This is a genomic window from Streptomyces sp. NPDC056486, assembly GCF_042795295.1.
In the GTDB taxonomy this organism is placed as follows: domain Bacteria; phylum Actinomycetota; class Actinomycetes; order Streptomycetales; family Streptomycetaceae; genus Streptomyces.
The window spans coordinates 78,754-103,588 of sequence record NZ_JBHTSF010000011.1 but is presented as its reverse complement, the minus strand read 5'-3'; the positions used below and the strand labels follow the sequence as shown (position 1 = coordinate 103,588).

Annotated in this window: 25 protein-coding genes and 1 pseudogene; 20 read left to right on the top strand and 6 right to left on the bottom strand. The window is 69.1% G+C overall.

What is annotated here, in order from left to right; translation table 11 throughout:
- Positions 1–752 precede the first annotated feature (752 nt).
- The 19 genes from ACFQ7F_RS07835 (at position 753) to ACFQ7F_RS07745 (ending at position 17,318) form a co-directional block, all read left to right on the top strand.
- Entirely contained in the window at positions 753–1,232 is a 480-nt protein-coding gene (locus tag ACFQ7F_RS07835; protein WP_383267707.1) for an ATP-binding protein, read from the top strand.
- A 594-nt stretch (positions 1,233–1,826) separates the two neighbouring features.
- The gene (locus tag ACFQ7F_RS07830) at positions 1,827–2,087 is read left to right on the top strand and encodes a hypothetical protein (RefSeq protein ID WP_383267705.1); all 261 of its coding nucleotides are present in this window, start codon (positions 1,827–1,829) and stop codon (positions 2,085–2,087) included.
- A 266-nt stretch (positions 2,088–2,353) separates the two neighbouring features.
- A complete protein-coding gene (locus ACFQ7F_RS07825; protein WP_383267702.1) occupies positions 2,354–2,956 on the top strand; it encodes a hypothetical protein in 603 nt (200 codons plus the stop codon).
- A 212-nt stretch (positions 2,957–3,168) separates the two neighbouring features.
- The gene (locus tag ACFQ7F_RS07820; protein ID WP_383267700.1) at positions 3,169–3,759 is read left to right on the top strand and encodes an SAF domain-containing protein; all 591 of its coding nucleotides are present in this window, start codon (positions 3,169–3,171) and stop codon (positions 3,757–3,759) included.
- The gene (locus tag ACFQ7F_RS07815; protein ID WP_383267698.1) at positions 3,759–4,610 is read left to right on the top strand and encodes a MinD/ParA family protein; all 852 of its coding nucleotides are present in this window, start codon (positions 3,759–3,761) and stop codon (positions 4,608–4,610) included. The genes ACFQ7F_RS07820 and ACFQ7F_RS07815 overlap by 1 nt, the downstream gene beginning before the upstream one ends.
- On the top strand, positions 4,610–5,938 hold the full coding sequence (locus ACFQ7F_RS07810; protein WP_383267719.1) for a CpaF family protein: 1,329 nt from the start codon (positions 4,610–4,612) through the stop codon (positions 5,936–5,938). The genes ACFQ7F_RS07815 and ACFQ7F_RS07810 overlap by 1 nt, the downstream gene beginning before the upstream one ends.
- The gene (locus ACFQ7F_RS07805; protein WP_383267695.1) at positions 5,935–6,807 is read left to right on the top strand and encodes a type II secretion system F family protein; all 873 of its coding nucleotides are present in this window, start codon (positions 5,935–5,937) and stop codon (positions 6,805–6,807) included. The genes ACFQ7F_RS07810 and ACFQ7F_RS07805 overlap by 4 nt, the downstream gene beginning before the upstream one ends.
- Positions 6,804–7,703, top strand: a complete 900-nt coding sequence (locus tag ACFQ7F_RS07800) for a type II secretion system F family protein (protein ID WP_383267692.1) — start codon at positions 6,804–6,806, stop codon at positions 7,701–7,703. The genes ACFQ7F_RS07805 and ACFQ7F_RS07800 overlap by 4 nt, the downstream gene beginning before the upstream one ends.
- Before the next feature lie 47 nt (positions 7,704–7,750).
- Positions 7,751–7,942: a hypothetical protein gene (locus tag ACFQ7F_RS07795; RefSeq protein ID WP_383267690.1), complete on the top strand. Its 192-nt coding sequence runs from the start codon at positions 7,751–7,753 to the stop codon at positions 7,940–7,942.
- On the top strand, positions 7,935–8,339 hold the full coding sequence (locus ACFQ7F_RS07790; RefSeq protein ID WP_383267688.1) for a TadE family protein: 405 nt from the start codon (positions 7,935–7,937) through the stop codon (positions 8,337–8,339). The genes ACFQ7F_RS07795 and ACFQ7F_RS07790 overlap by 8 nt, the downstream gene beginning before the upstream one ends.
- A 106-nt stretch (positions 8,340–8,445) precedes the next feature.
- Positions 8,446–8,802: a pilus assembly protein TadE gene (locus ACFQ7F_RS07785; RefSeq protein ID WP_383267685.1), complete on the top strand. Its 357-nt coding sequence runs from the start codon at positions 8,446–8,448 to the stop codon at positions 8,800–8,802.
- Complete coding sequence (locus tag ACFQ7F_RS07780; RefSeq protein ID WP_383267683.1) at positions 8,799–9,266, top strand: pilus assembly protein TadG-related protein; 468 nt, start codon at positions 8,799–8,801, stop codon at positions 9,264–9,266. The genes ACFQ7F_RS07785 and ACFQ7F_RS07780 overlap by 4 nt, the downstream gene beginning before the upstream one ends.
- Positions 9,266–11,944: a BTAD domain-containing putative transcriptional regulator gene (locus tag ACFQ7F_RS07775; RefSeq protein ID WP_383267680.1), complete on the top strand. Its 2,679-nt coding sequence runs from the start codon at positions 9,266–9,268 to the stop codon at positions 11,942–11,944. The genes ACFQ7F_RS07780 and ACFQ7F_RS07775 overlap by 1 nt, the downstream gene beginning before the upstream one ends.
- Positions 11,945–12,615: 671 nt before the next feature.
- Positions 12,616–12,738 (top strand): hypothetical protein, encoded by a 123-nt coding sequence (locus tag ACFQ7F_RS07770; RefSeq protein WP_383267678.1) that lies wholly within the window; start codon positions 12,616–12,618, stop codon positions 12,736–12,738.
- Between the two features lie 225 nt (positions 12,739–12,963).
- Positions 12,964–14,043, top strand: a complete 1,080-nt coding sequence (locus tag ACFQ7F_RS07765; RefSeq protein WP_383267716.1) for an AAA family ATPase — start codon at positions 12,964–12,966, stop codon at positions 14,041–14,043.
- A 44-nt stretch (positions 14,044–14,087) separates the two neighbouring features.
- Entirely contained in the window at positions 14,088–15,881 is a 1,794-nt protein-coding gene (locus ACFQ7F_RS07760; protein WP_383267676.1) for a VWA domain-containing protein, read from the top strand.
- 32 nt (positions 15,882–15,913) lie between these two features.
- Positions 15,914–16,291, top strand: a complete 378-nt coding sequence (locus ACFQ7F_RS07755; RefSeq protein WP_383267673.1) for a hypothetical protein — start codon at positions 15,914–15,916, stop codon at positions 16,289–16,291.
- 77 nt (positions 16,292–16,368) lie between these two features.
- A complete protein-coding gene (locus ACFQ7F_RS07750) occupies positions 16,369–16,845 on the top strand; it encodes a hypothetical protein (protein ID WP_383267670.1) in 477 nt (158 codons plus the stop codon).
- Between the two features lie 38 nt (positions 16,846–16,883).
- Positions 16,884–17,318: a hypothetical protein gene (locus ACFQ7F_RS07745; protein WP_383267667.1), complete on the top strand. Its 435-nt coding sequence runs from the start codon at positions 16,884–16,886 to the stop codon at positions 17,316–17,318.
- Positions 17,319–18,083: 765 nt separating this feature from the next.
- Here the strand turns inward: ACFQ7F_RS07745 and ACFQ7F_RS07740 are convergent.
- Both ACFQ7F_RS07740 and ACFQ7F_RS07735 read right to left on the bottom strand, forming a co-directional pair.
- The gene (locus tag ACFQ7F_RS07740) at positions 18,084–18,749 is read right to left on the bottom strand and encodes an ankyrin repeat domain-containing protein (protein WP_383267665.1); all 666 of its coding nucleotides are present in this window, start codon (positions 18,747–18,749) and stop codon (positions 18,084–18,086) included.
- An 87-nt stretch (positions 18,750–18,836) separates the two neighbouring features.
- The gene (locus ACFQ7F_RS07735; RefSeq protein WP_383267662.1) at positions 18,837–19,802 is read right to left on the bottom strand and encodes a hypothetical protein; all 966 of its coding nucleotides are present in this window, start codon (positions 19,800–19,802) and stop codon (positions 18,837–18,839) included.
- A gap of 414 nt (positions 19,803–20,216) precedes the next feature.
- On the opposite strand from ACFQ7F_RS07735, the pseudogene ACFQ7F_RS07730 reads away from it, so the two are divergent.
- Positions 20,217–20,699 (top strand): annotated as a pseudogene (locus ACFQ7F_RS07730) (hypothetical protein); the annotation flags it as partial.
- Positions 20,700–21,039: 340 nt separating this feature from the next.
- Here ACFQ7F_RS07730 and ACFQ7F_RS07725 read toward each other — a convergent pair.
- The 4 genes from ACFQ7F_RS07725 to ACFQ7F_RS07710 all read right to left on the bottom strand — a co-directional run bounded on the left by ACFQ7F_RS07725 (position 21,040) and on the right by ACFQ7F_RS07710 (position 24,818).
- Positions 21,040–21,822 (bottom strand): hypothetical protein, encoded by a 783-nt coding sequence (locus ACFQ7F_RS07725; protein ID WP_383267659.1) that lies wholly within the window; start codon positions 21,820–21,822, stop codon positions 21,040–21,042.
- Positions 21,823–22,075: 253 nt separating this feature from the next.
- A complete protein-coding gene (locus ACFQ7F_RS07720) occupies positions 22,076–22,918 on the bottom strand; it encodes an extensin (protein ID WP_383267656.1) in 843 nt (280 codons plus the stop codon).
- Complete coding sequence (locus tag ACFQ7F_RS07715) at positions 22,915–23,841, bottom strand: NlpC/P60 family protein (RefSeq protein ID WP_383267654.1); 927 nt, start codon at positions 23,839–23,841, stop codon at positions 22,915–22,917. Before ACFQ7F_RS07715 ends, ACFQ7F_RS07720 begins: the two co-directional genes overlap by 4 nt.
- A 2-nt stretch (positions 23,842–23,843) precedes the next feature.
- The gene (locus ACFQ7F_RS07710) at positions 23,844–24,818 is read right to left on the bottom strand and encodes a replication-relaxation family protein (RefSeq protein ID WP_383267652.1); all 975 of its coding nucleotides are present in this window, start codon (positions 24,816–24,818) and stop codon (positions 23,844–23,846) included.
- Between the last annotated feature and the right edge of the window lie 17 nt (positions 24,819–24,835).

The following is a 24,835-nucleotide window of genomic DNA, read 5'->3' as shown; positions in this document are numbered from 1 at the left end:
GCACCGCTCGTGACCACCTACGGCCCCTCACCGCCCTAGGGCTGGCATGACGAACCCGGACACAAGAGCACTTCTCAAAGACCCTGCGTCCGGACCACCGCGCGGAGAAACAACAGGCGCTCGAACTATCACGTCGAGGACAGGTGAGGGGCCACGGCTCGTCACCGTTCTTGGCGGAGTTGCAGGGCGGCCTGGCGTGGGTCCGCGTCATGAGTCAACGATGCTCACGTGTGTATGACCGCCGTGCGTCACAGCAGAGCTGGCGCGCTAGGGACTCCTTTGGAGCCGGTCGGCGAGGTTTCGTCAGTGCCGATCACTGCGGGTTGAATCGTTCCGCTCTTGCTTGAGGCTTTAACCCGCCGTGAACCACATCAGATTGCGACCGGATCACGAGATTGGGTGCCCATAGGGGCGCTCCGCGCGCAACCGCGGGCCATCGCCATTGCGCCGGAGTCGGAGAGCGCTTCGGGCTTCTTCGGAGCTGGTCGGTGAGGACTTCGGCAGTGTCGATCACTTCGGATCAGGGCGTTCCGCTCTTGATCGAGTGGGGGGTGTGGTGGTCGCGGCCCAATGCCGCGATCACGGGAGGCCGCCATGCTTTTGTCCCTGCCACTCACCGGTGCGCTCTTGCTGAGCGCGCTATCCGTCTCCGCCGCGTGCGCGCTGGAGGATGTACGAGTCTGCTTTCGCCGCGGGCCCGGTCGTCATCGCCGCGTGGGAAGCGGTCGTCATGCGCAGCGCGGAGGTGCGCGATGAAGCCCGGGATGGGTCGAGGCGCGCCGGAATCACGGCAGCTCTACAGCTGGGGTCCGGGCATCGAGAATCCGGTCGGACATGCGCGTGCCGCTGTGTGTGCCGAGTTCGCCAGACTTGAAGTGCCGGGAGATGTCGCGGAGAACGCTGTGCTTGCTGTGTCCGAGCTTGTGGCCAATGCAGTCGAGCATGCGTGTGGGCCGTACGCGGTCTGTTTGCGTCGTACCGCGCGGGAACTGTTCTGTGAGGTGCATGACGGGTGCTGTCGGATGCCGGTGGTGACCTCGGCCCTCTCCTCCGTGCCGTTCGAACCGCAGGAGGTTGACCGGGGTGGTGGTCTGGACGCGCTGTGCGAAGCGCTGTCTGAGCGCGGGCGGGGCTTGGGGATCGTGAACTACCTCAGCCGGGGGAACTGGGGCGTTCGCCGCACCTCGGGCGGTAAGTGCATCTGGGTGGACGTAACTTCGTGTAGCAGCTGAGGGAGAGCGGCGGGCGTCGGGATGTTGACGCCCGCCGCGCTCACCTGGCGCCAGATCTCTATGGCTGTCCGCGAGCCGGTTGAAACCATGAACCCGACTTGAACCGAGGCCTGTTGGGGTGACACCGCCGAGTGCACTTTGACGCGGGCCACACCGTAAGAGTGAAAGGGAGGCGATCCCTCCGCAGTGCGTTTAACGCACCGTAATCCTGGGGCATGACGGGTCCACCACCTGGTGACCGCGCGGGCACTCTGTGTGATGCGTGGCTGGTGAGAGCGGGGGCGTATGACAACACAAAAGAGAACGCGCGGGGCGGCAACGGCTTTGTGCGCCGTAGGGCTGGCGCTCGGGCTGAGCGCCTGCGCGGAGGACTCACCTGGTCCGCAAGACGTGAGCGCTTCCCAGGCTGTCAAAGCAACGACGTCGCCTCTTCCAACTTCGTCGCCGTCCTCTGCTCGCGGAGGGGAGAGCAAGCCGATTGCGACGTACCGGGCGATGTGGGAAGACGCCGCAGCTGCCTCGCGTTCGTCCGACCCACAGCACTCTCGGCTCGATGACCATGCCAAGGGAGATGCCCTAAGCCTGTTGCGCTACATGATGGAACAGACGCGCAAGAAGGGGGTCACCAGTCGGGGTGCGGCCAACGTTTCACCGACGGTGGTGAAGTCGAGCAAGACTGAGCTCGAACTGTTGGACTGCGTCGACGGGTCGAAGTGGGTGCAGGTCAAGCCGAGTAGTTCCCCTGACGGTATCGCAGGCGCGCACTACCGCACAGAGGCGACCGTCACCTTCAAATCCGGGAAGTGGATGGTCTCCGAGCTCTACTGGGGGGAGGCGGGATCATGCATGAACTGAGGCCCCGCCGCTTGGTGAAGTCCACGGCCGCCCTTGTTGTGGCGTTGTCGGTGCTCGGGGCACTGGCCGGTCCGGCCCGGGCGAGCTCCGGTGGGGATCCCAGCATGGATGTTGCCACTGGCGTGAAGTGCCACGCGGGCAGGTGTGGTGTCGGTGCGGCGAGCAAGGCGCGTCCTCCATCTCGGGGGCGCTCGGGCCCCGGTCCTGCTTCCAGGGGCGGGAGCACGGCGGCGACGGGCGAAAGTGCGGGTTCTGGGAGTGGCGCGATGGAGTGGAAGCGGCAGCCGGGGCAGATGTTCGGTCCGCGTGGTGTTCCGCTGCCTGGGCAGAGCTTCGCTGAACCTGATGGCAAGAAGCCGAAGGGCAGGAAGCGCGGCGGCGCTCGCCCGGAGCCCGCCGTTGTGGCACAGCAAGCTGTACGGGAGCTGGTGTTGCCTGACCCGGAAATTCGGACCAATCCCGATGAGACCTATGCCCAGTTGGTGCGGGTGCCGACGTGGATGTGGTTGGACCGGGTGATGTGGAAGCCGGTGTCGCAGACCGCGAAGGTGCCGGGTGTGTCGGTGACGGCCACGGCGATACCGCGTAGCGCGACGTGGCGCATGGGTGACGGCAAGACAGTGGTGTGCGAGGGCGCTGGGACCGCGTACTCGGCGAAGTACGAGGCGGATTCTGAGTCTCCGGACTGCGGGCACACCTATGTGCGGTCGTCGGCGGGGCGGCCGGAGGAAGCGTTCACGATTTCGGTGACTGTCACCTGGGATGTGGAGTGGCACGGCGGGGGCGAGCAAGGGGCTATTCCGGGGCTTCATACGCAGGCGCAGATGTCGTTGCGGGTGGCTGAGGCGCAGGCGTTGGTCGTGTCCTGACCTTCTGGCGGGGCGGGTGTATCGGGCGCCGGTGCCGGCGTCGCAAAGTCTCTCTTTGATCGAGTGGGTGGAGTGTGGATACCTCTATGTCTTCTTCCAGGTCCGCGGGCGTAAACGGTGCGTGGGGGTTGCTAACACCGCCTCGGCGTCCGGTTGGCGAGCCGCCGGTGAGCGGCGGGCTGGTGGGGGCGCGACGGCGTTGGCGGCCGGGGTTGATCGCGCTGGGTGTGGCGGGAGCGGTCGCGTGTGCGGGCGGGGCCGCGTGGATGGTGGGCAACGCGGGGCAGCGGCAGCCGGTGCTGTCCGTGGTGCGGCCGGTCGCTGCGGGCGAGGTGATCGAGGGGCGTGATGTCGGCGTCGTACGTCTTGGCGTGGATGACGCCAAGCAGGTCGTCGCGGCCGGGCGGCGCGAGGCGGTGGTCGGGCGGCGGGCCGTGGTGCCGTTGACGGCCGGGCAGTTGCTCGCGCCGGGCCAGGTGGGGGACAAGGCGGACTTTCCTCCCGAGGGGATGGCCCTGGCTGTGGTCAGTGTGGAGGCGGGGATGCTCCCCGCTGGTCTGGCCGCCGGGCAGCGGGTGGCCGTCGTGCCGGGCATCGAACCGGGTGGGCGTGCGGTGGTCGGCGAGGATGCGAAGCTTCCCGATCCGGTGCTGGGCGTGGTCAGTGCGGTGGGGCGGCCGGAGTCGGCCTCGGGCAAGGGGGCGGTGACCGTGCTGGTGGAGGGGGCGGCGGTGCGGCGGGTGGCGCAGATGCCTGAGCCGCGGATCGCGGTGCTGAGCGAGTCGGTGAAGGAGGTGTCGTGATGCGGCAGATCGTGGCCCTCGGGTCGTTCAAGGGGGCGCCGGGGGTGACCACGCTGGCCTTGGCGTTGTCCGCGGCATGGCCGCCCGGTGGCGGGGCGCGACCAATTGTGGTGGAGGCGGACGCCGACGGTGGAGATCTCGCCGTGCGGTTCGGCCTGCCGGATGCGGTGGGACTGCTCGCGCTGGCGGCCGGTGCTCGGCAGGGCGGAACGGAGAGGGGAGCCGGGGAACTCGACGGCTGTGCGCAGAACGTCGCGGGCAGCCTGCGCGTCGTCGTGGCCCCGACGGGAGGACAACAGGCTGAGCCCTGTGTGGTGGAGGTTGCGGCGCGCCCGTCGGCGCTGCGCGGGGATGGCGACAGCAAGGGGGCGGTGCTGCTCGATCTGGGACGCCTGGGCGGTGCTCCGTCGGAGGAGTTGGCGCGGGTGGCGGATCGGGTGGTGCTGGTGGCCCGGGGTGAGGCGGACGCGTTGGCGCACGTCGCGGCCCGTTCCGAGTGGCTGGTGGAGGTCCGGCCTGAGCTCGTGGTGATGGGGGAGTGCCGGTACTCCGAGGCCGACATCGCCCAGGCCCTGCGGATGGAGCGGGACCAGATCCACTTGCTGCCGTGGGATGCAAGGGCGGCGGCCGTGCTGGTCGGCGCCGCACACATCACCCCACGGCGATGGGGGCGCGCTCGTTTGTTTCGGGCTGCGGTTGCGCTGGCCGGTCAGCTGGCCGGGGCCGATATCGAGCCGGGGCGTGGCGGACTGTGTAGTGAGCTCGCACAGTTCGGTTCCGGAGCTCTGCCCCCTCAGTGGCCTGGCCGGCCCGCAGCACTGCCTTCTGTACAGAGGGGCGAGATGCCGTGATGGATAACGTCCTTGAGGAGCAGCACGCCGCCGAGCGGTTCCGGGAGAACATCGCCCAGACCCTGACGGGCTTCGCGCACTCCCGTAGTGAGGCCGGGCTGCCCGTGCAGAGCAGTGGTGAACGGCACATGCTGGCACGGAAGCTGCTCGCCGATGAGATCGCCTCTCACAACCAAGGGCGGCTGCGGATGGGCCGACCCGTCCTGATGGACGGTGAGCGAGAAGCCCTGGAACGTGCCGTGATGGAGGGGCTGTTCGGCCTCGGTCCGCTCCAGGAACTCTTGGAGGACGAGCGGATCGAGAACATTCAGATCAACGGCGCGGACCAGGTCTTCGTCCGGTACGCAGACGGCAGCGAGGAGCAGCGCGCTCCGGTGGCCGCCTCCGACGGAGAACTCATCGACCTCGTACGGCAGATCGCGGCCCGGTCGGGCCTGGAGGAGCGGCGCTTCGATCGGGGTTCGCCGAGCCTGAACGTTTGTCTGCCGGATGGTTCGAGGCTGTTTGCGGTGATGGCCCTCTCGCACCGGGTGGGACTGACGATCCGACGGCACCGCTTCAAGCGGGTGTCGATGGACGACCTGGTTGATCGCCTCGGCGTGTGCGACCGGCCGATGGCGGCGTTTTTGACTGCGCTGGTGCTGGCCCGCAAGAACATCATCATCGGCGGTGGAACCAACGTCGGCAAGACCACCGTGGCTCGCGGGCTGGCGTCGGTCATCGCACCGCACGAGCGGCTGGTGACGATCGAGGACACCCTCGAACTCGGGCTCCATGAAGACACCGCGGGGCACCGCAACGTGATGGCGTTGCAGGCGCGTGAGGCGAACCTGGAGGGTGAGGGCGCGGTCGATCAGGCTGAGTTGGTGCGCTGGGGGTTGCGGATGTCTCCGGACCGGGTGATCGTCGGGGAGATCCGTGGCGCGGAAGTCGTGCCCATGTGCAATGCCATGAGTCAGGGCAACGACGGTTCCCTGTCCACGATCCATGCCTCCACCTCGCGCGGGGTGTTCACCAAGCTCGCCGCCTATGCCGCCCAGTCCCCGGAGCGGCTCTCGCTGGAGGCCACGAACCTGCTGGTCGCCTCCGCCGTGCACTTCGTGGTCCACCTGGGCTGGGACGTGCAGGGGCGGCGTGCCATCGACTCCATCCGCGAGGTCGTGGACGCGGACGGTACGCAGATCGTCTCCAACGAGGTCTACCGGCCCGGCCCGGACCGGCGAGCCGTGCCTGGAGCGCCGCTGCGCCTGGAGACCTTAGACGACCTGGTACATGCCGGACTGGATGTGGCGCTGATGCGCGGGGAACGGCAGGGGAGGAGTTCATGACCCACGGTGTCCTCATCGGCCTGCTGCTGGGCGCGGGATTCGCGCTCTTCGTATGGATGATTGTGTACGGGGTGGTGCGGCCGCACCCTCGGGAGGAAACCCCGGCGCGACGATGGCAACTGCCCTGGAGAGAGAAGGGGTGGCAGTGGCTTAGGGCCGCGGCAGGCGGCATCCTGGCCGCCGCGGTCACCGGCTGGCCGGTGGCAGGGATCCTCACCCTCGTGGGCGTGGTGGCCCTGCCCCGCCTGTTGGGCCGGGACACGCAAGCCGCAGCCCGTACGGGCAGGCTCGAAGCGGTCGCGGTCTGGGCGGAGATGCTGCGCGACACCCTCTCGGCGGCGGCCGGACTGGAACAGGCGATCCTGGCCACGGCTCCCGTCGCCCCACCGGCCCTGCGCGAGGAGACGGCACGCCTGGCGGCCGCCATCGAGGACGGACGGCCGCTGGGTGAGGCACTGCGCGCCTTCGCCGACGAGGTGGACGACGCGACCTGTGACATGGTCACCGCCGCGCTGGTGCTGGCCGCCGAACACCAAGCTCGGCAACTCGCGCCTCTGCTGGGTCACTTGGCGCTCTCCACACGGGAGCAAGTGACCATGCGTTTGAAGACGGAAGCGGGGCGGGGCCGGGTGCGGACTTCGGTGCGTGTGATCACCTGCACCACTCTGGTCATGGCGGTCGGGCTGGTGCTCCTCAACCGCCCCTACCTCGACCCCTACACGACCGCCGAGGGGCAGCTGGTTCTTGCCGGGGTGGGCGGTCTGTTCTCGCTCGCCTTCTGGTGGCTGATGAAGATCGCCACCCTGGAAGAAGAGCCCCGGGTCCTCAAGGGCGCCTGCCCGGCGCCCCGGGAGGTGGCGGCCCGATGACGGCGATCCTTCTGGGGCTGGGGCTCGGCGGCTTCCTGGCCCTGACCGTGTACGGCATCAACCCGCCGCGCGCCTCACTCGCCCACACCCTGGCCCAACTCGGCAGGACTCCGGCTTCCCCTTCGGCGGTGCCCCGCACGGAGGAGGCGGACGGGTGGGCAGCGCGCCTCGGGCTGTGCGCGGTACCGGCGTTGCAGGCCTGCGGGCTGCCCGCCGCAGGACTGCGCCGGGACCTGGAGATTGCGGAGGTGCCTGTCGAGCGGTTCCTGGCCGAGAAGGCCACCGCCTTCCTGGCCGGAGTCCTCGCGCCGAGCCTCGCCTCCCTGCTGTGGTGGGCGCTGACCGGGAGCGGCTGGGGATGGCAGTTCTCCGTCATCGCCTCCCTCGGAACCGGTGCCGTGCTGTTCTTCACGCCGGACCTGTCCGTCCGGGCCACGGCCAAGCGGCGTCGCAAGGAACTGCGCCACACCCTGTCCGTCTTCCTCAACCTGGTCGTCATCGCCCTGGCTGGTGGCGCCGGGATCCATCAGGCTCTGGCGGACGCCGCGGCCAGCCCGCAGGGGTGGGGCGCGGCCCAGCTGCGCCGCGCGCTGATGGCCGCGGAGATGGGGCGCAGGAACGTCTGGCACGAGCTGGGCGAACTCGGCGCCCGCACCGGGGTCCAGGAGCTGGCGGAACTCGCCGCGACGGTGTCCCTCGCCGGCAGCGAGGGAGCCAAGATCCGTATTTCGCTGGAGGCCAAGGCCGCCGCGATGCGCACCCGCGGCCTGGCCGAAGCCGACGGCGCCGCGCAGTCCGCGACGGAACGCATGTCGCTGCCCGTCGTCGTGCTCTTCGCGGGCTTCCTGGTCTTCATCGGCTACCCGGCTCTCGAGAACGTACTGGTCGGACTCTGAGAACCAAATTCTGAGCACCACATCCCTGCTACGGAATGGAGCTTGCCGTGATCACTCGCTCAACCACCGCCCGCACCCGCGCCTGGGGACGGCGCGTGCGTCGGGGCATGGCCCGCGACGCCGGGTACTCCACGGAGACCGTGCTCGTCACCGCGCTGCTCGCGGTCATGGGCCTCGCGGTCATCGGGATCATCGTCGCCAAAGTGACCGCCAAGGCCAACGGGATTGATCTTGGCTAGCGGACACTGGCTGCGGCGCGGCCGGCGGCCGGGGGACCGCGGGGCCGCGACAACCGAACTGGTGCTGGTGGTGCCGCTGTTGATGTTCCTGCTGCTGTGCATCGTGCAGTTCGCCCTCGCCCTGCACGCCCAGCACATCGCGCAGACGGCCGCCTCCCGGGCGCTGGCCGCCGCCCGCGCGCAGGATGCCACCTCGGGGGCCGGCAACGAGCGGGCGTCGGCCACGCTGCGCCTGCTGGGCGGCCGGCTGCTGCAGCACCCGACGGTGCACGTCAGCCGGGGCGGGGAAGACGTCGAGGCGCATGTGGAGGGCGAAGTCGTTGCGGTGGTCCCGGGGCTCCATCTGCGGGTGGCCGGCCACGCCGCGGGCCCGGTGGAGAGATGGACGGTGAGGTGACCGCATGTACCCGTTCACCCGGCCTCGCCTTCGCCCTCGCCCTTGGCCTTGTCCTCGCCTTCCTCTTCCGCAGGATGCGGGGGCTGCCACGACCGAGCTCGTACTGGTGACACCGCTGCTGATCTTGCTGGCACTGATCGCCGTCGCCTTCGGCACGCTTGCTGGAGCCCGTCTGGACGCCGACGAAGCCGCCCACCAGGCGGCCCGCGCCGCCTCGCTGGCCCGCTCACCCGGCGAGGCCCGCGCTGAAGCGGCCGACGCAGCCACCCGCAGCCTGGCCGGTGCCGGATCCTCCTGCACGAGCCCGCGGATCAGCCCCGCGCTGGGCGGCTTCGCCCCCGGAGGCGTGGTCCGCGTGACCGTGACCTGCCGCGCCGCTCTGGACGTACCAGGCATGCACAACCTGGACGTCACAGCGTCGGCCTCCTCCGTCGTGGACCTGTATCGAGGAGCTCAGACATGAGACATACGAGCGCCAGGACCCGCCGGCGCGCACTGTCCTGCGACTCGGGGCAGGTCACCGTGGTGGTCGTGGTGTCGGTGGCCGGACTGTTCCTGTTCGCCGGTCTGGTCATCGACGGCGGACTCGCCCTGGCGGGCAAGGTGCGGGCCGCCGACACCGCGCAGGAGGCCGCCCGCGCCGCCTGCCAGGAAGTCGACCTCGACCAACTGCGCGCCACCCACCGCCTGCGCCTCGACGCACCCACAGCCCGCACGGCCGCCCACGCCCACGTCGCGGCCGCCGGCGACACCGCCCGTATCCGCGTCCATGAGAACCAGACGCAGGTCACCGTCACGCACACCCAACCGACCCAGGTCCTCTCCCTCATCGGCCTGAACCAGCTCACGACCACCGCGTCCGCCACCGCGCACATCGAACGCGGCGCCACCACACCCTGGGGTGAAGGCGGAAAGGGCCCCTCCTGATGCCTACGCCCATCCCACCGAGCCACGTAGCCCACCGGCTGGTCGCCGCCGTGCGGTTCCTCGTATCCGGCAGCGCACTCACCGCTGCCGTGGCTGGTATCCCGTACATCCTGAGTGTGACCGTCGGGGGGCCCTGGCCAGCGCAAGTCTCCTCGCTCGCCGACCTTCTTCGGCGTCTGGCCCAGCCGGTCAGCGACCCCTTCATCCTCCAGGTTCTCGCGCTGGTGGGCTGGATATGTTGGACGTACTTCATCGCGGTCCTGCTGCGCGAAACACTCTGGCTGCTGGGTCGCATGCCATCGCTTGTCGCGGACGGGGCGCTGCTGCGGCGGCGCACCGCGACATTGCCCGCCCATAGGGCGGCTGCCGCGCTCCTCGTCGGCACCCTGCTCCTTGCGCTGATCGGGATGTGGCGGTTGCCTGCCGCGCACGCCGCAGCCGCTGCCGCGGGCCCGACCTCGTCGGCGGTCGCGGCTGCCGCGCCCCAGCACGTGCCGCCCACGAGAGCGGCAAAAGCCGAGTACACCGCGTACACCGTCCGGAGCGGCGACACGCTCTGGGACATCGCCGAGGAGCACCTCGGCGACCCGCTGCTGTGGCCCAAGATCTACCAACTGTCCTGCACCATCAGGCAGTCTGACGGGCGACTGCTCTCCGACCCCGACCTCATCATGCCTGGCTGGCAGCTGCGCTTGCCTCAGATCGATGCGCCCGCCCCGGCGCCCGTACCCGCCTCGCCCCGGCCACCTGCTGATCCGCCTCCGCCCACGCCGCCCCTCGCCCCCGAGCCCGCAGGACAGCAACCTCACGGCCATGACGGACGCCACGACGAGCGCCGCGATGAGCAGCGGCAGCCAGGCCGCCAGGAGCGCCGACACAGCCAGGTTCAGGAGCGAGGGCCGGCGGCCATCTCGCTCGGTGTGGCTTCGGCCATCGGCGTCACGACCGCGGCAGGTATCGCCGCGGCGATCGGCTTCGCCCGGTGGCACGCTGCCCGCCGCCGTGTACCCCGCCTCGAGACGCTTGCCACTCCCTTGGCGGACGACGATCTCCTGCTGAGCGACGCGCTGGAGCGGAGCAACCAGGCGCATCTGGCGACTCTCGCCGCCCGCCACCACAACCCTGAGGCCGTCCCGCGTCGCACCGCCCCGGCCGAACCCCAGCAGCCCGGAACGGTCACCGTCGCCGAGCACAGCGGAGTGGAAGTAGGCGTCGATTCCCTGGCCGTCCCAGGCGGGGTGCACCTGACGGGCCCAGGCGCTGATGCCGCCGTCCGCCATCTGGTGATCGCCATCGCCAGCGCCGCCGAACGGCTGCGCCCAGCTCCCTCCTGGGTACAGCTGATCACCCCCAGGGCCACCCTGTGTCGACTGCTGCCCACGGCGGCGCATGCTGCCCTCGCCGCCTGGACGGTCACCGACACCGCCACCGAGGCCTTCGAGAGGGCGGAGCACGTGTTGATCGAGGCCACCCGTCATGAACAGGGCCTCGGCGCACCGGCGTTGGCACGCAGCGGCTCTGCACTCCACGTTCTCCTGGTGGATGGTGCAGGCGATGACCCGGCCCGCCTTCACGCACTGGCGGCCGGGGATACGCGCCACCTCGCCGTCATCGCCCTCGGCCCCGACAGCGCCCGCGGGAACCGACTCGCCATCGCGGCCGACGGCACGGCGAACGGCCCCCTGACCGCCTTCGACAACGCCACCATGTTCCTCCTCGCACCCGATGTGGCGACCGAGTTCCTGGACACGCTGTACGCCGCCCACGGGCGCCGGACCGGCTCGGCGGACTCTGACGATGAGCCAGAAGGCGAACGAGCACCGGAACAGGTGCCTGCCCCGGTGCCCCAGCAGCCAAGTCCGGCAAGCGGTCCGGCCGCGGCGGCCCCGACCCACGAGCTGTACATCCGTCTCCTCGGCGGCTTCAAGCTGTTCGTGCACGGCAAGGAATGCGCGCTCGCCGATACGAGAAAGGAGGAGACCCGGGAATTCATTGCCCTGCTCGCTGCACACCGAGACGGGCTGCGCGGTGAGGAGATTGCCGAGAAGATGCAGCTCTCCGACGATCCCGTTTCAGCAAGAGCGGAAATCGAGAACCTGCGGCGCTCCGCACGCCGCGTGTTCCGAGGAGCCACCGGAAAGAAGGAAGTGGCTTTCGTCCTGCTCAGCGGACAGGTGCATAAGCTCGACCCGCAGTACATCACCACTGACACCGCTGCCTTCACCGATGCACTCAGGCAGGCCGCCGCAGCCGATTCGACCTATGCGAGAGCGGACGCTCTGGGGCGCGCGACGGACATCTACACGGGGCCGTTGTGTGACGGTTCCGACTACCTGTGGGCCCACGGCCACCGCGCCGCGCTCCACCGGAGCGCCCTGGACGCGCTGATGCTCCTTGCAGAGCACGTGGCCCAGCACTCCGCCGACGCCGAGCCCGCCCTGGCGCTCCTCAACCAGGCCGCCGACCTCGATCCGGAGAACGAACGCGTTTACCGGCGGATCATCCAGCTGCAACTCGCACTGGGCCGCGACGACGCGGCGCACCGCACCCTGGGCCTGCTGACCGAACGCCTCGCCGCCATCGACGCCGAACCCGAGGCCGCGACCTTGGCCCTGCTGCGGGAGAGCGCCCCGCCCCGCCGTGGGGCATTGGCTCCCGGAGCCTCCGTCAGACGCTGACGTCCTCCTGCACGTCCCGACCACCGTCCTGCCACGGGGAACCACTCCGCCGTCCTGCTTGGACAAGAGCACCTCACCCCTGCATACGCCCAGGCCACGGCCCGATCCGCCACCGCGGACCGGGCCAGCCTGCATATCGGTGCAAGCATCTGTCCCGATCTGCTCGCGCCGGCTGCCCTGCCCTCTCCGCTCACCTGCGTTCAGCTATCTCCTCACCTGCTCTCGCTCGCCCTTTCCTCCTTCACATGCCTCTTCTCCTCCCCTCCCTTCCCCTCTCTCGTCCTGCTCCCTCCTTGAGCCTTGCCGCCGGCGCCCGGCCCGGCGGAGCAGGAGCCGGGACGCGGCAGGCAGCGCCCGCCGAGTGCCCTGACCGAAGATTCGTGCACGCATTCGATTGCGTACCGGTGCCGGCGGCGCAGGCCGCCTCTGATCACGTCGTGAACCCGGCCGCGCACGACGCAAGGCGTCGCGCGCACCGGAATTCACCTGCATTTACGTCGCCAATTCACGAGAATTCCAGCATTACCGAACCGGAATAGGGCTTCAGGTCGGCCGCAGGTCGAGCTATATTTAAATTGTTCCCGAAAAGGCCGGGAATGGAAATCCGCAAAAGCCGTCCACTCGATATCGAACGAGGGGTGGAGTGTGCCCGAAAAGGTGAGACGGAAAGCATGGAGAGTCGAAAGGGGGGAATTTCGGTGGAGGTGAATGTGGCCGTGTGCATCCTGCGCGATGACGGGCGCGACAAGCTGATCGAGGCCGCCATACCGGCCTCCGCCGCCCTCTACAGCTGACCCGCAGCCCCCTAAGGGCCGCACTGCCGCCCGCAGTTGCCCCCCCCCCGTGCCAGGAACCGGAAGTGCCCCCGGCCAGGCCTGGCACGAACCCCCACCCGAATTCTCCTTAAGACGTGAGAGGAGTGCTTCGCCATGGCCGAATCCACCCCGCCCCCTGCCCCCACTCCCATCCCGGCGCCCGCCGCGTTGGCCAAGGCCCGCCCCGGACAGCTGCGCGCACGGATCGCCGGAATCCTGGCGGCCAACCAGTGCGCGCAGTTCACCGTCACCGAACTGGCCAAGATGCTGGGGCACTCGGGCGGAGCGGTCGGCAACGCCTGCGAAACCCTGGTCACCCGGGGCGAGGCCGACCGGATCGGCATCCAGCCCCGCGCTTACCGGGCGACCGCCAACACCGCGAGCGCCGCCCAGCGCGCCCCCGTCGGCCCACCCCCGCCCGGGGCCAGCGCGCCTTCCCAACAGACCCCCGCCGCACCGAAACCAGGCCCCCCGGCACCGGGCGCGAAACCCCTGCCTATCCTGCGGCCCAACGGGCAGCACTACCACCCCAGAGCGCTGGCGAACCTGCCTGATGTCGAGGCGCTGCGACGGCTGCGTACGGCCAGTGTCCCGGTCCTGCTCTACGGGCCGCCGGGCACCGGAAAGACCTCGCTGATCGAGGCGGCCTTCGAGGACCTGATCACGGTGGCCGGAGACGGCGACACCACGGTCGGCGACCTGATCGGCGAGTACACCCAGGACGAGCAGGGCGGCTACACGTTCATCTACGGCCCCCTGGTCACCGCCATGCAGGAGGGGCGCGCCCTGCTCCTGGACGACGCGACCCTCATCTCCCCGAAGGTCCTGGCCGCCCTCTACCCGGCGCTGGACGGGCGCAGGCAGATCCAGGTCAAGGCCCACAAGGGCGAGACGATCACCGCCGCCCCCGGGTTCTACGTGATCGCGGGCCACAACCCGGGCGTGCACGGAGCGGTCCTCACCGAGGCGTTGGCCTCACGGTTCAGCGTGCAGATCCAGGTCGGCTCCGACTACGACCTGGCGGCCGCCTTGAAGATCAACCGGACGGCGGTGCGGATCGCCCGCCACATCGCCGCCCGCCAACAGATCGGCGAGGTGGGCTGGGCGCCCCAACTGCGCGAACTACTCGCCTTCTCGAAGATCTCCGAAGTTCTGGGAGCCGAGGCGGCCTTCGCCAACCTGGTCGGCATCGCCCCGCTCGAAGACCGGGACACCATCGCCGAGATCGTCGCCAAAGCCACCGGACGCCCGGTCACCGCCCTGGCCCTGGGCCGCCAACTCTGAACCCCCACCCGCCGCCCACGCCGTTGAGAAGGGACCGACCCGCCATGAGCAACCACCCCCACATCCAGTACGCGACACCCGCCCTGCCCGAGGACGAATGGGCCACCGCCCGGTGGGAGGACGACGGCGGCCCGCCCTGGGAACCGCCCCCCGCGCCCTGCGCGGGGGAGTGGCTGCGGATCTCGGCGGCCTTGACCGAGCGGCTGCCCGAACTCGCCGACCGGGACGACGTGATCGTCACCTGCCAGCCCGGCACCCGCTCAGGCGCCCCGGCCGCCTTCTACCCGGCACGGGCCGAGCTGGAAATGGACGCCGCCGTATTCACCCCGCACGCCCCGGCCACCATCAACCCGGACCGCTACGGCGACGAGGAGCGCTACCGGGCCGCCTGGGGCACCCTGATCCACGAGGCCGCCCACGCCGCCCACAGCAAGTGGGCCACCCCACCACCCCTGCGGGGCACGGCCCTTGACGGCGCGGCCCAGATGCTGGAGGAATCCCGGGCCGAGCACGCCCACCTCGCCCGCCGCCCCGGCGACCGCCGCTACCTGCGGGCCTGCGTCAGCAGCCTGGTCCTCGCCGAGATCACCGCCGACACCCCCGCCGACCCCTGGCAGGCCGCCTTCGCCGCCGGATTGATCCTGGCCCGCCGGGATGCCGGAATCCTCGACGACGACGAAACCGCACCCCTGGAACAGACGGTCACCCCCATCCTCGGCGCCGACCTCCTGGACACCCTCGCCGAGATCTGGCAGGCCGCCCACACCACCGCCGATACCGACGAACAGGCCATGCTCGCCCACGCGCAGGCCTGGTGCCAGGCCCTCGGCGCCGACCAGACACAACCCCCGCCACCCTGCGGCAGCCAGGGGCGCGGCGAACTCGCCGAGGCGATCGGCAAGGCCATGGGCAACATCGCCGCCAACGAGGCCACCGAGCAGGCGGTCACCGCAGCCAAAGAGGCCCGCACGCAGGCGAAAGCCGAGCAGGCCGAGCGCGCACGCCAGTCCGCCAAGACCGCCGAGAAGGTCTTCACGCCCGGGGCCCGCCCCTACACCCCCAACAAGACCAAGGGCAGGCCGCCGAGGTCGCCGATCACCGGTACCCGCACACCCACGGCGGCGGAGAAGGCGGCCGCCGGACAACTCGCCCGGGCCCTGCGGGCGGCCGCCTACCGCGAACGCGTCGCCACCGTCACCGCATCGGCCGCCCCGCCCGGACGCCTCAGCATGCGCGGAGCCCTGGCCCGCGACGCGCAAAGAGCTGCAGGCGCCACCCCCACCGCCCTGCCCTGGATCCACACCCAGCGCCGACAAGCCCCGAGCCCGCCGCTCAGGGTGGCCATCGCCGTAGACATCTCCGGCTCCATGGATGCTGCCGCCGCCCCGATCGCGTCGGCCGCCTGGATTCTGGCCCGCGCCACCGCGCTGACCGACCCGGACTCCATGGCCGCCACGGTGGCCTACGACCACTACCTCACCGCGATCACCGCACCAGGCCACACCCCCACCCTGGTAACGCAGTTCGCCGCCGACGGCTTCGGCCACAGCCTCGCCGAGGCGATCGACGCCCTGACCGCCGGACTCGGCCTGACCCAACCGGGCCGAGGACGACTCCTGGTGATCGCCTCCGACGGCTACTACTCCCGCGCCGAGAAGACCCGGGCCACCGAACGCATCAACACCCTCACCGACGCCGGATGCGCGGTGCTCTGGCTCGCCTTCGACCCCGACCCCGCCCCCCTGCCGCGCACCACCCTCCTCCAGCTGACCGACCCCGCCCGCGCTGCCGCAGCCATCGCCAAGGCCGCGACCGCCGCCATCAGCAGCACCCACTGACCAAACACCCACGACCACACCGGAGGACGCCCATGACCACTACGGAGCAGCCCGCCTACGCCCCCGAGCACTGGCTGGGCACCCGCCTGGCCCGCGAACTGACCGGCCTCGCCGACCCCCTCATCCACCTGTACACCGCGCACGAGGACGGCGACCCGCTGGCCAAGTTCGCCCAGATCACCGCCTCCACGGTGCTCGAACTGGACGCCCTGGACGCCGAGGCCGAAGGGCTGCGCACCCAGCTCGCCCACCGCGCCGCGCACGGCTCCCGCCACCTCGACGGCCCTTACAACGACGCGGACGCCGTCCACACCACCGCCACCGCCCTGGCCCAGGCCTGCGCCGCCCGGCAGTGGACCACCACCATCCTGCGACGCCTGCTCACCGCCTACGCCGCCAGCACCCCCTAACCCCCCCACCGGGCCGCCACCTGCCAGACGGCGGCCCACACCCCGGACAACGAAAGCGAAAGAGAAGGAAGCCGACCATGACAAGCCTCGCCGAACGCGCCCACGCCGCCGCCGTCTTCATCCGGCACAACAAAGCCGTCAGCCCGCACGGCCGCTATCGCGGCGAAGAACACGCCATGACCGCCGTACGCCTGGCCGCCGCCCTCGGACTCGGCCTGGACCAGATCACCACCGAACCCGACTGGCTGCGCCGCCGCACCGGCCCCGGCGAGCCGATCCTGGCCACGGTCACCTGCCCCGACACGGGAGAGCGGTACGTCTTCCTCACGCGATTCCCGATCTACGAGGACGAACCGTTCGAACTCCTCGGGCCCTGCCCCGAATGCGTCGCCCAGGTCCCCCTCGCGACCATCCGCCACCTCGCCGACCTCGGCACCCACCTGGCCAACGCCCCCGTCTCGAGCGCAGACCTCACCCGCCCCCGCAGCGTCCCCGACACCTTCCACACCGACCAGGCCCACACCACCACCTGCAGCTACGGCGAAACCCCCTGAGCCCCTGACCATCCCCCGCTCGGAAGGACACCCAGACCATGACCAACCCAACCAGCCGCGTTCGCGGAACCGCCAAGGCACCTCCGGCTGACACGAGTTCATCCCCCACCGACCCGATGGGGCCAGGCGAGCAAGCCGTACGCGAAGTACTCGGCAACAACGAGGCCTACCGCCACCTGCGGACCCGCGCCCACGGCGGCGCCTCCAATGCCCTCCTGGCCCAGCTCGTCCTGGACACCGCCAAGGAGGCCGACCGGCTGTACGCACGCCTACGCCTGCAGGCCGCCCACGCCCGCGATCGCCTCAACGACGCTCTCAACTGCCGCCGCACGGCCGCCTTCATTCCCGTCAGCGGCGTACTCAACTCCTGCGGCCACAGCACCGACCTGCTGGCCGCCCGCACCGCCCAGCAACTGAACCAGCTCGGACTGGTCCTCGACACCTACAAGGCCTCCCTGCCTCGCACCGCATAGGCCCGACCCCTGGCCGCGCCCGCCTGGGCGCGGCCAAAGACCACCTACAAACTGGCCCGCCGGCTAGCACTGCAATGGAGGAGCACCCATGACGGACATCGATCTTCACCGCCAGCGTGCACTGGTCCACGCCATCCTCAGAAGCGCTGAGATCGTCCTGAGGTCCGGCGGAGAGTGGGAAGGCCGCTGTCTTGCAGAATTGTTGACCATCTCAAGCGTTGCCGTCTGGGACGAGCGGCATGCGTCGAAGCTGCCGCCCGAGCCGGGCTGGATCAGCGCCGAAGCAGCATGCCACTTGCTGACCGCCGCCGGGCGGCCCCTTTACGGTCTTACCGATCCTCGACTACCTAGTGAGCTGGCCCGTCTGGACCGCGGCTCTCGGGCTGCGAAACTGCGCGCGTTCGAAGTCGCCGTGTCGCGCACCGCGGAGCGGCCGTCTGTCGAAGACGCTGGCGCCACACCAACCGCCCCGAATGCCGGGCTTACCGGGCGACGGACGGGGCCTTGCCCCTGCGTATGCAGCGGTGGCGGCTTCTGCGGGGGCTGCGGGCACACTGGCTGCGGAGGAAGACGATGAACCGGTCGAACCAGCAACCGACGACGCAGACTCACCCGCACACCGGCATGGTTCGGCTAGGTGTTCGACGCCTGCGGAGTATGGATAGAGCTGTGGCCCGCTGACGTAGCTAGAGCTTGGGTGCTGGGCTGACGGCCAGGCCGGCGGATAGTTCGCTGGGTGTGGAGCGACCGGTTAATGCGCGTTGCTCAGGACCTCAAGGTCTCTTCGATTAGCTTCTTTATGGCATGATATTCGCCAAGGTTTTCACGTCGCCCCTCGGAGTTTCCGTTCCCCTTTCGCTCAATCTCGCCCGAAACGAGTTTCAGGAGCTCCTCATCAGGCCGCGCCCCGTTGTCTAGAAGAAGACGGAAAGTCGCCAAATGTCCGCCAGTTGCTGCGCTCGATAGGGCAGTTACCCTTGTCCCCCTACTTGCACCTACTGGTGATACCTGTTCCGTAGCCAGATTGGGTGACGCGCCTCTTTTGAGGAGCAGTTCAGTCATTCCCAGCTCGCCTTGACCGGCGGCCAGCATGAGCGGCGTGGCCTGTTCGTCATCCAATCGTCCGTCGGGGCGTGCCCCTGCGTCGAGAAGGTATTGAGCAACCTCGAGCATGCCCCTAGGTGCGGCGTAACGCAGAGCGGTGGTTTCGCCGTATTCTCCAGCGATGACATTGGGGTCGGCCCCTGCATCAAGGAGGATTTTTACTACGCCAGGATGGTTGTTCCAGACAGCTAGATCGAGTGGTGTGCGCCTTCGATCGGTATCGCGAAGATCGGGGGAGACGCCCGATGCAAGTATTTTGACCACCTGATTTTCATCGCCGGTAGCGGCTCCGTGGAATAGCTTTTCTGCAACTTCGGTGAAATTCACTGTGTACCTTCGCTGGCGATTCAGTAATGAGCTGATATGGCGGTGGAGGGGCGCCGTCACGGAACGGCCCCCCTCCACTGGATCAAATCATCCCGTGGCTGGGTACATGGTGACCACTTCTGAGTATCCGGCGGCTCCGTACTGCTCCGCCACGATGGTCACCTTCGTTGCGGGAGCGCCGCCGCCGTAGCGTGGAGACTGGATGCCAGCACCAGTATAGGTAAACGTCTTTTCGTAGTAGCCCGTGCTGTTCAGCTTCCAACTTCCACTGCTAGTCATTCCAGCTTCCCAGACCTTCTGCAGGTCGTTATTCGTCAGGTGCGAGTAGAAAAGCCCCTTGGTGGCGTCGGCTTGGGCGCCGCCCTCGAAATGGAAATCACGTATACTCTTGATCGACCTCAGCGACATAAGCGGGGTATCTCCCGAGGGAGGCAGGTTGTAGCAAGGCACGTCTGCGAGAAGTGCGACGTTCGCTGAGTTCTTGCAGACGGTGTGTTCCGGAACCTTGGCCGCTGGAATATTACCGACAGGGCCGCCGAAGGTGCAGGTTTGAATGGCGCCAGAGGGTGTGCAACCGCCTCCCCCCGGCCACTTGCTTCCCGGCTTGGCGGAGAAGGTCAGGGTGAATTTTGCCGTCCACGATCCGGCGCAGTTGGAACTTCCCTGGTGAGAGCAGACGTATCCACTATTGACCGGGACACTCGCACCGCTTGCTATCGGGTGGGGTATGCCTTGCGGATCGGTCACCTCGATTCGGGTCGAGATGGATACCGGCTCGCCGGTACAGCTGGCGTTCACCGTACCGGTCCAGGCGAGCGCGGTCAGTGCTCGCGGAGCCTCGACCGCGTAGGTCGGCGAGCCCTTGACTGATGCTCCGGTCCAGTTGCAGGTCGTGGGTGCAGCTGCTGCAGACCTCTTCGGGGTTACCAGGCCGACTTCGCCGTCCTGCGCGGCGAAGGTGGTGAGCTGCTGTGCGGCTGCCGCTTGTGCAGGTATCTGCGCAGCTGCTTGCGAGGGGCTCGCCGTCATAAGTATTGCGGCCAGGAGTGCCATAAAAGAGAACGTCGCTTTGAAAGCGGATCTCACTGTCTTGTCCCTACTTTGTGCGGTCCTCGAGGCAGGTGTCATCACCTGCCTCACTTACCGGATCTAATTTGCCTTGCGATTTGCTTTCGTGTTGATTGCAGTCCCTTCCTTTGATCGCCGATTGAGTGTATGTGCTGTACAACGGATCATCTAGATGAATTATTTGGCCATTGGCCGGAATGTGTTGTCGCGTACGCGCTTTTTAGGTGAGTGAGGCGTCGCAGCCCCGGCCAGCGGAGTGTCCTTAAGGCGTTGTTCACTTGGTGAGTCGGCGATAGTCGAAGAGGTTGGTGGCGAAGGCGATGAAGGGGAGGAGTCATCGCCATAGGTGCTCGTCACCGTCATCAGCCACGGGTACTTGCCGGTACTCCGTTGGCTCTGGTGATTCTCATCCCGTCCGGCTGCTCTTCCCACTGGGGCTGCACCGACACGATTACGGAGCGCCGTGAGTCCGGTGTCAGGGTGCAGATCGAGGACACGTCCGGGCGGCCTCTCGGCCTCACCGCCGAGGTCGTTGACTGGCGCCTTGAGCCTCACCTGCAGGTGCCCTCCGAAGGAGGCCAGGCCCACTTCCGCTATCACTTCAACGGCGCCGGCGAGAGACCCGACCCTGCAATAGATGCCTGCGCGGTCGATAAGGGGCGCGTGGCGTTGGGGTGCAAGACGGTCTATTCGTCTGTGGCGTTCGGGCCGGTCGGTGACCTAACGGGCGACGGCTGGCTCGCCGTCGAGCACTCTGAGCAGGTTGCCGGAGCGCTGTTGATCCCCAATGACCAGTCCTACGACGGACGAACCTGCGAGCAGGACATCAAGGACGGTGGCGGGGTACATCTTCCGGAACCAGCCAGCATGGGGGACCAACTGGAACATGTCACTTCAGTTGGTGAGTCGGCGGTGGCACATGAGGGACTGGGTGATGGCGGTGAAGGCGAGGAAGTGTTCCGGCTTCCGCGGGGCGGATCTTCGCATGTCGTTGGAGGTCCCCCATGGCCAACCGGGACGATCTGCGTCGAGTTTTTGGGCTCGCGGCGCATGACGTTGTCGAAGCTGGCATGCCAGCGAGGTCAGCATCGACAGTCATGTGCTTTGGTTGCTGGTGAGATCGTCAAGGTTGGTTTCCGGTGACCAGGCACGCCGTACAGCGCGATGGCGGTGCCGCCCCGAGCTCCATTGCTAGGGGCGGCACCGCCGTGGGGACGGGTGTCTACGGGGTGTCTGACGTTCCGGTTCCGGCCAGTCGATAGGTGCGGGGTTGTTCGGTCACCTGTTCGCCGATTCCCTGCCTGGTGAGGGTGACCAGGGCGTTGGCGATGGCTCCCGAGCTCTTCTCGATAACGCGGCTGATCTTGGTGGCGGTGAACGCCTCGGACGGGTGTGCTTGCAGGTGGTCGATGACCATCTGGCGTAGTGCCCCTGGCGCCAACCGTGCCCGCTGGCCGATCGGAGCCGTTGTGACGGCAACGTGCGCAACCAACGGCTGCTCGGCCCCGACGGTACGGACTTCTGAGGCGTCGGCATCCTCGTCGTCGGTGGGATCCTTCGTGTCGTCCGCTACGACGGTCACCATCAGGGCATCGAGGACGTCGCCCTGTGAAGCGGCGCCCGAGTGGGTGTTGGTGACGGCATCAGGCGCCGGGACGGGGGCTCCCGTGTCTACGCCGTTCCCGTCCGGTGTCGAGGTCTCAGGGGTCTGAGCGTGCTCCTTAGGGCAAGCTCCGACCCGAGCGGGGTTCCAGCGGTCGGGGGTACGGCGTGCTCCTTCGTGGCCGCCGGGTGTGCGGATGGCCAGGCCGTGTTCTTCGAGGGTGACCAGGGCCTTTCCGGCGGTGGAGCGTCCGAGGCCTGCGGCGAGGGCGAGTTCGGCCCCCGTGGTGCCGGGGGAGGTGACGAGTTCGGTGTAGATCGCGGCGGGTGCGCCCGTCAGGCCGGTCAGCGGTTCGGGGTCGGGCACGAGCTGGAGGGTGCGAGTGTCGTTGGTGTTGGACATGGTGGGGCCTCGATTCCATGTGAGCGGTGGATGTGGGCCCCGGCCGGGGATCAGCGCCTGGCGCTGTGGTGTCCGATCGGGCGCGTGCGCATCGCGGGGCCCCGGTCGAACGCGGCCTACGAGAGCGCGAGTTCAGGGGTTCTGAATCCGCGGGCCGTCGGCCGGTACGACCATGGACGCTCTGGACCCAACGACAAGTCAAGCGGCAGCGATCCACCGATCCGATTGATCGTGATGAGGGGATCGGTGCTGGTCATGAGAGTGGGCGTGTGCCGCCGGGGCGGCGGGTGAGGAGCTGGGTGCGGATCTGGCGGGCCCGGTCCGGGCCGATGTGCAGATCGGTGCGCAGCCGCCAGATGCTGGCCGGGCTTCCGGTCGTTGCGCGGGCAGTCTCGTCGATCGCGATCGCGCGTGCCCACGTGTCGCCGTCTGCCGCCCTGGTCGGGCCGCCGCCGTTGGTGGGTGCCGCCGGGGCGGCGACGGCTGTGTCGGTGCCCGACGTGGGCACGGCTGGCCCCAAGCGACCGTCGTGTCCCACAGCTCCCCATGCCGCGAATACTGGTGTGTAGGGCAGCGGTTGGGGTGATGGTGCGGGCGCAGCGGAGTTCGGCGCCGGGTAGCCCGGATTGGTTGTGTGATCCATGTCGTCGGTCGGGGTGAGGAGCGGGGTGATGGTGCGCCGGTAAGCGGCGATCGTTTCGGTTAGCAGGATCAGCAGGACGGTCGGTACGCCGTGCAGGAGGATGCCTGCGGGGTCGGCGTGGGTCGGCCAGCCGATCTGTCGGTCGGGCCAGATCGAGGTCCAGGTGTTCATCAGGGTGGCGGCGGTTGCGGTGAACCAGCGCAGGGCCGCCGACCAGGTGGGCGGGTCCAGGCCCCAGGCCGCCAGGCGTGCGTCCGCGTACAGGACCGTGGCCAGGGCGAGGGCGACCATCGGGTCCAGGAGGATCGCGATGCCGAGGGAGACGCCCCTGCTGGTGGCGAACAGGGTCACGTTGACCGCGGTAAAGGCGAGGGTGAGGACGGCGACACCGGCCAGGGCGCGGGTGAGCGCGGTGAGCAGGGCCTGCGCCTGGGCCGGGCTCGGGGGCGTCACCGCGTGCCCTTTTGTGCGGCGGGGCGGGTGGCGCCGTAGTAGTTGTGCCAGCGATAGTCCTCGATGCGGACGACGGAGTGGCTGTTCGGGGCGTTGATCATCTTGTTGTTGCCGATGTAGAGGCCGACATGGTGGAGGTTGCCGGAGCTGCCGTAGAAGACGAGGTCGCCGGGCAGCAGGGGCTGTCCGGCGGGGACTTTGGCGGTGGCCTGGTACTGGGCCTGGGCCACGCGGGGCAGGGTGATGCCCGCTTTGGCGTATGCGGCCTTGGTCAGGCCCGAGCAGTCGAAGCCGCCCTCGGAGGGCCCGTTGCCGCCCCACCGGTAGGGGACGCCGAGCTGGGAGCGGGCGTAGGCAACCGCCTTGCCAGCGGCGCCGGTTGCCGGGCCTGCGGCCGCCGCGTATTCGTCGGCGATTTTGAGGACTTTGTTCACGTACCAGTCGGCGTGGTTGTAGTGCCAGATCGCGCGGCGCAGGTTCTTGCCGTTGCGGGCGCCGTTGGCGCACAGCAGTCGGGCCGCGGCGTAGACGGCGTCGACCGGGTCCCAGGGGGTGGGCGGCTTCTTGCCGCCGGGCGGCACCGGGTGGGCGTAGGCCTTGAACGTGGAGGGCAGGAACTGCATGGGCCCGACCGCGCCCGCCGAGGAGGTCATGGTGGGATAGCGGCCGTGGTCGGTCTCGACCTTTCCGATCGCCGCGAGCACCGTCCACGAGAGGCCCGGGCACTCCGGAGCCGCCCGCTGGTAGAGCGCGAGCATCTTGGGCGGGATGTCGGCCAGCGCGTGCTTGCTCGGACTCGCCGACGCGCCTCCGCTGCCGGCCATGGAGCCGCTGAGCAGCGTGGCTGCGATGACGGCAACCAGCAGTGGCAGAGCGAGGATTGTGCATCCCGCACCGGCGGCTGTCTTGGCGAGGGCGCTCACGGTCAGGCCCCGGGTGCCGGAGGTTGGGGCGGGATGGGGCGCCAGGGGAAGGCGGTGTGGCGGCCGGGCGTGGAGAGCGTTGCTTCGGAGGTGAGGGCCGGGATCAGACCGGGCCAGTGGGCTGCCAGTTGGGCAGGGGCGAGTCGGGTGGCCGGGGTGGGGCCCAGGGGGAGCCAGGCAGCCCCGTCCGGTTCGGCGAGTTGGGCGTTGCCGGTGGCGATGGGCAGTTCGAGGCGGTCGGTGCTTTCGGCGAGGCGGTGGCGCAGGGCGGCTTCGCGGCGGGCGGTGGCGGTGTGGAGGAGGAGCGGGGTGCGGGTGCCGGTGGTGGCGGCGAGGGCGGCGTAGCCGGGGAGTTTGGCCTCGACGCGGGCGAGGTTGTAGGAGCCGGTGTCGTACTCCAGGAAGAACGGCAGGAGTTGCCCGGCCGGGGTGGCGTGGTGGGCGTAGGCGTCGGGGCGGATCCAGTCGCCCCACAGCCGGGTCGCGGAGCGTTCGGAGAGCCACTCCACCAGGGCGCCTATGGTGGCGAGGTGGGTGAGGAGGGTGTTGACGCCCAGGGTGTGGTCCAGGGTGGGGGAGAAGGCGATGCGGGCGCAGTTGTCCTTGCGCCAGCCGGTGGCGGGCAGGTCGCATCCGGCGCGGGCGGCGAGGAGTTCGGCGCCGGCCCGTCCCAGGGTGTAGTGCTCGGGGGCGGAGCCGCTCTGGCGCAGGGGGCGGAAGGAGTCGACGACGCCCAGCAGGTAGAGCTCGCGCAGGCGGCGGTTGGCGGTGCGGTGGCCGGTGAAGGCGAGCGCGGTGATGTGGTGCGAGGTGAGGACCTTGTGCTCGTGGAGCATCTCGATGAGCCACAGGTCGCGCGGGGTGAGGCGGGTGGCGAGCCGGGCGAGGTCGGTGCGGGCCCGGTCGGGCTGGGCGGGGCGGCGTCGGCGGGAGGCCGCGCGCGGGACGTAGCCGGGGTTCGAGCTTGTCGTGGGCATGACCTACTCCTTGGGTG

Coding starts and splice junctions, on each gene's coding strand:
- ACFQ7F_RS07710 (WP_383267652.1), bottom strand. CDS start 24,818: ATGCCCACGACAAGCTCGAACCCCGGCTACGTCCCGCGCGCGGCCTCC.
- ACFQ7F_RS07800 (WP_383267692.1), top strand. CDS start 6,804: ATGACGGCGATCCTTCTGGGGCTGGGGCTCGGCGGCTTCCTGGCCCTG.
- ACFQ7F_RS07825 (WP_383267702.1), top strand. CDS start 2,354: ATGGAGTGGAAGCGGCAGCCGGGGCAGATGTTCGGTCCGCGTGGTGTT.
- ACFQ7F_RS07815 (WP_383267698.1), top strand. CDS start 3,759: ATGCGGCAGATCGTGGCCCTCGGGTCGTTCAAGGGGGCGCCGGGGGTG.
- ACFQ7F_RS07780 (WP_383267683.1), top strand. CDS start 8,799: ATGAGACATACGAGCGCCAGGACCCGCCGGCGCGCACTGTCCTGCGAC.
- ACFQ7F_RS07830 (WP_383267705.1), top strand. CDS start 1,827: ATGATGGAACAGACGCGCAAGAAGGGGGTCACCAGTCGGGGTGCGGCC.
- ACFQ7F_RS07745 (WP_383267667.1), top strand. CDS start 16,884: ATGACCAACCCAACCAGCCGCGTTCGCGGAACCGCCAAGGCACCTCCG.
- ACFQ7F_RS07775 (WP_383267680.1), top strand. CDS start 9,266: ATGCCTACGCCCATCCCACCGAGCCACGTAGCCCACCGGCTGGTCGCC.
- ACFQ7F_RS07805 (WP_383267695.1), top strand. CDS start 5,935: ATGACCCACGGTGTCCTCATCGGCCTGCTGCTGGGCGCGGGATTCGCG.
- ACFQ7F_RS07810 (WP_383267719.1), top strand. CDS start 4,610: ATGGATAACGTCCTTGAGGAGCAGCACGCCGCCGAGCGGTTCCGGGAG.
- ACFQ7F_RS07735 (WP_383267662.1), bottom strand. CDS start 19,802: ATGGCACTCCTGGCCGCAATACTTATGACGGCGAGCCCCTCGCAAGCA.
- ACFQ7F_RS07770 (WP_383267678.1), top strand. CDS start 12,616: ATGGAGAGTCGAAAGGGGGGAATTTCGGTGGAGGTGAATGTGGCCGTG.
- ACFQ7F_RS07835 (WP_383267707.1), top strand. CDS start 753: ATGAAGCCCGGGATGGGTCGAGGCGCGCCGGAATCACGGCAGCTCTAC.
- ACFQ7F_RS07760 (WP_383267676.1), top strand. CDS start 14,088: ATGAGCAACCACCCCCACATCCAGTACGCGACACCCGCCCTGCCCGAG.
- ACFQ7F_RS07755 (WP_383267673.1), top strand. CDS start 15,914: ATGACCACTACGGAGCAGCCCGCCTACGCCCCCGAGCACTGGCTGGGC.
- ACFQ7F_RS07750 (WP_383267670.1), top strand. CDS start 16,369: ATGACAAGCCTCGCCGAACGCGCCCACGCCGCCGCCGTCTTCATCCGG.
- ACFQ7F_RS07725 (WP_383267659.1), bottom strand. CDS start 21,822: ATGTCCAACACCAACGACACTCGCACCCTCCAGCTCGTGCCCGACCCC.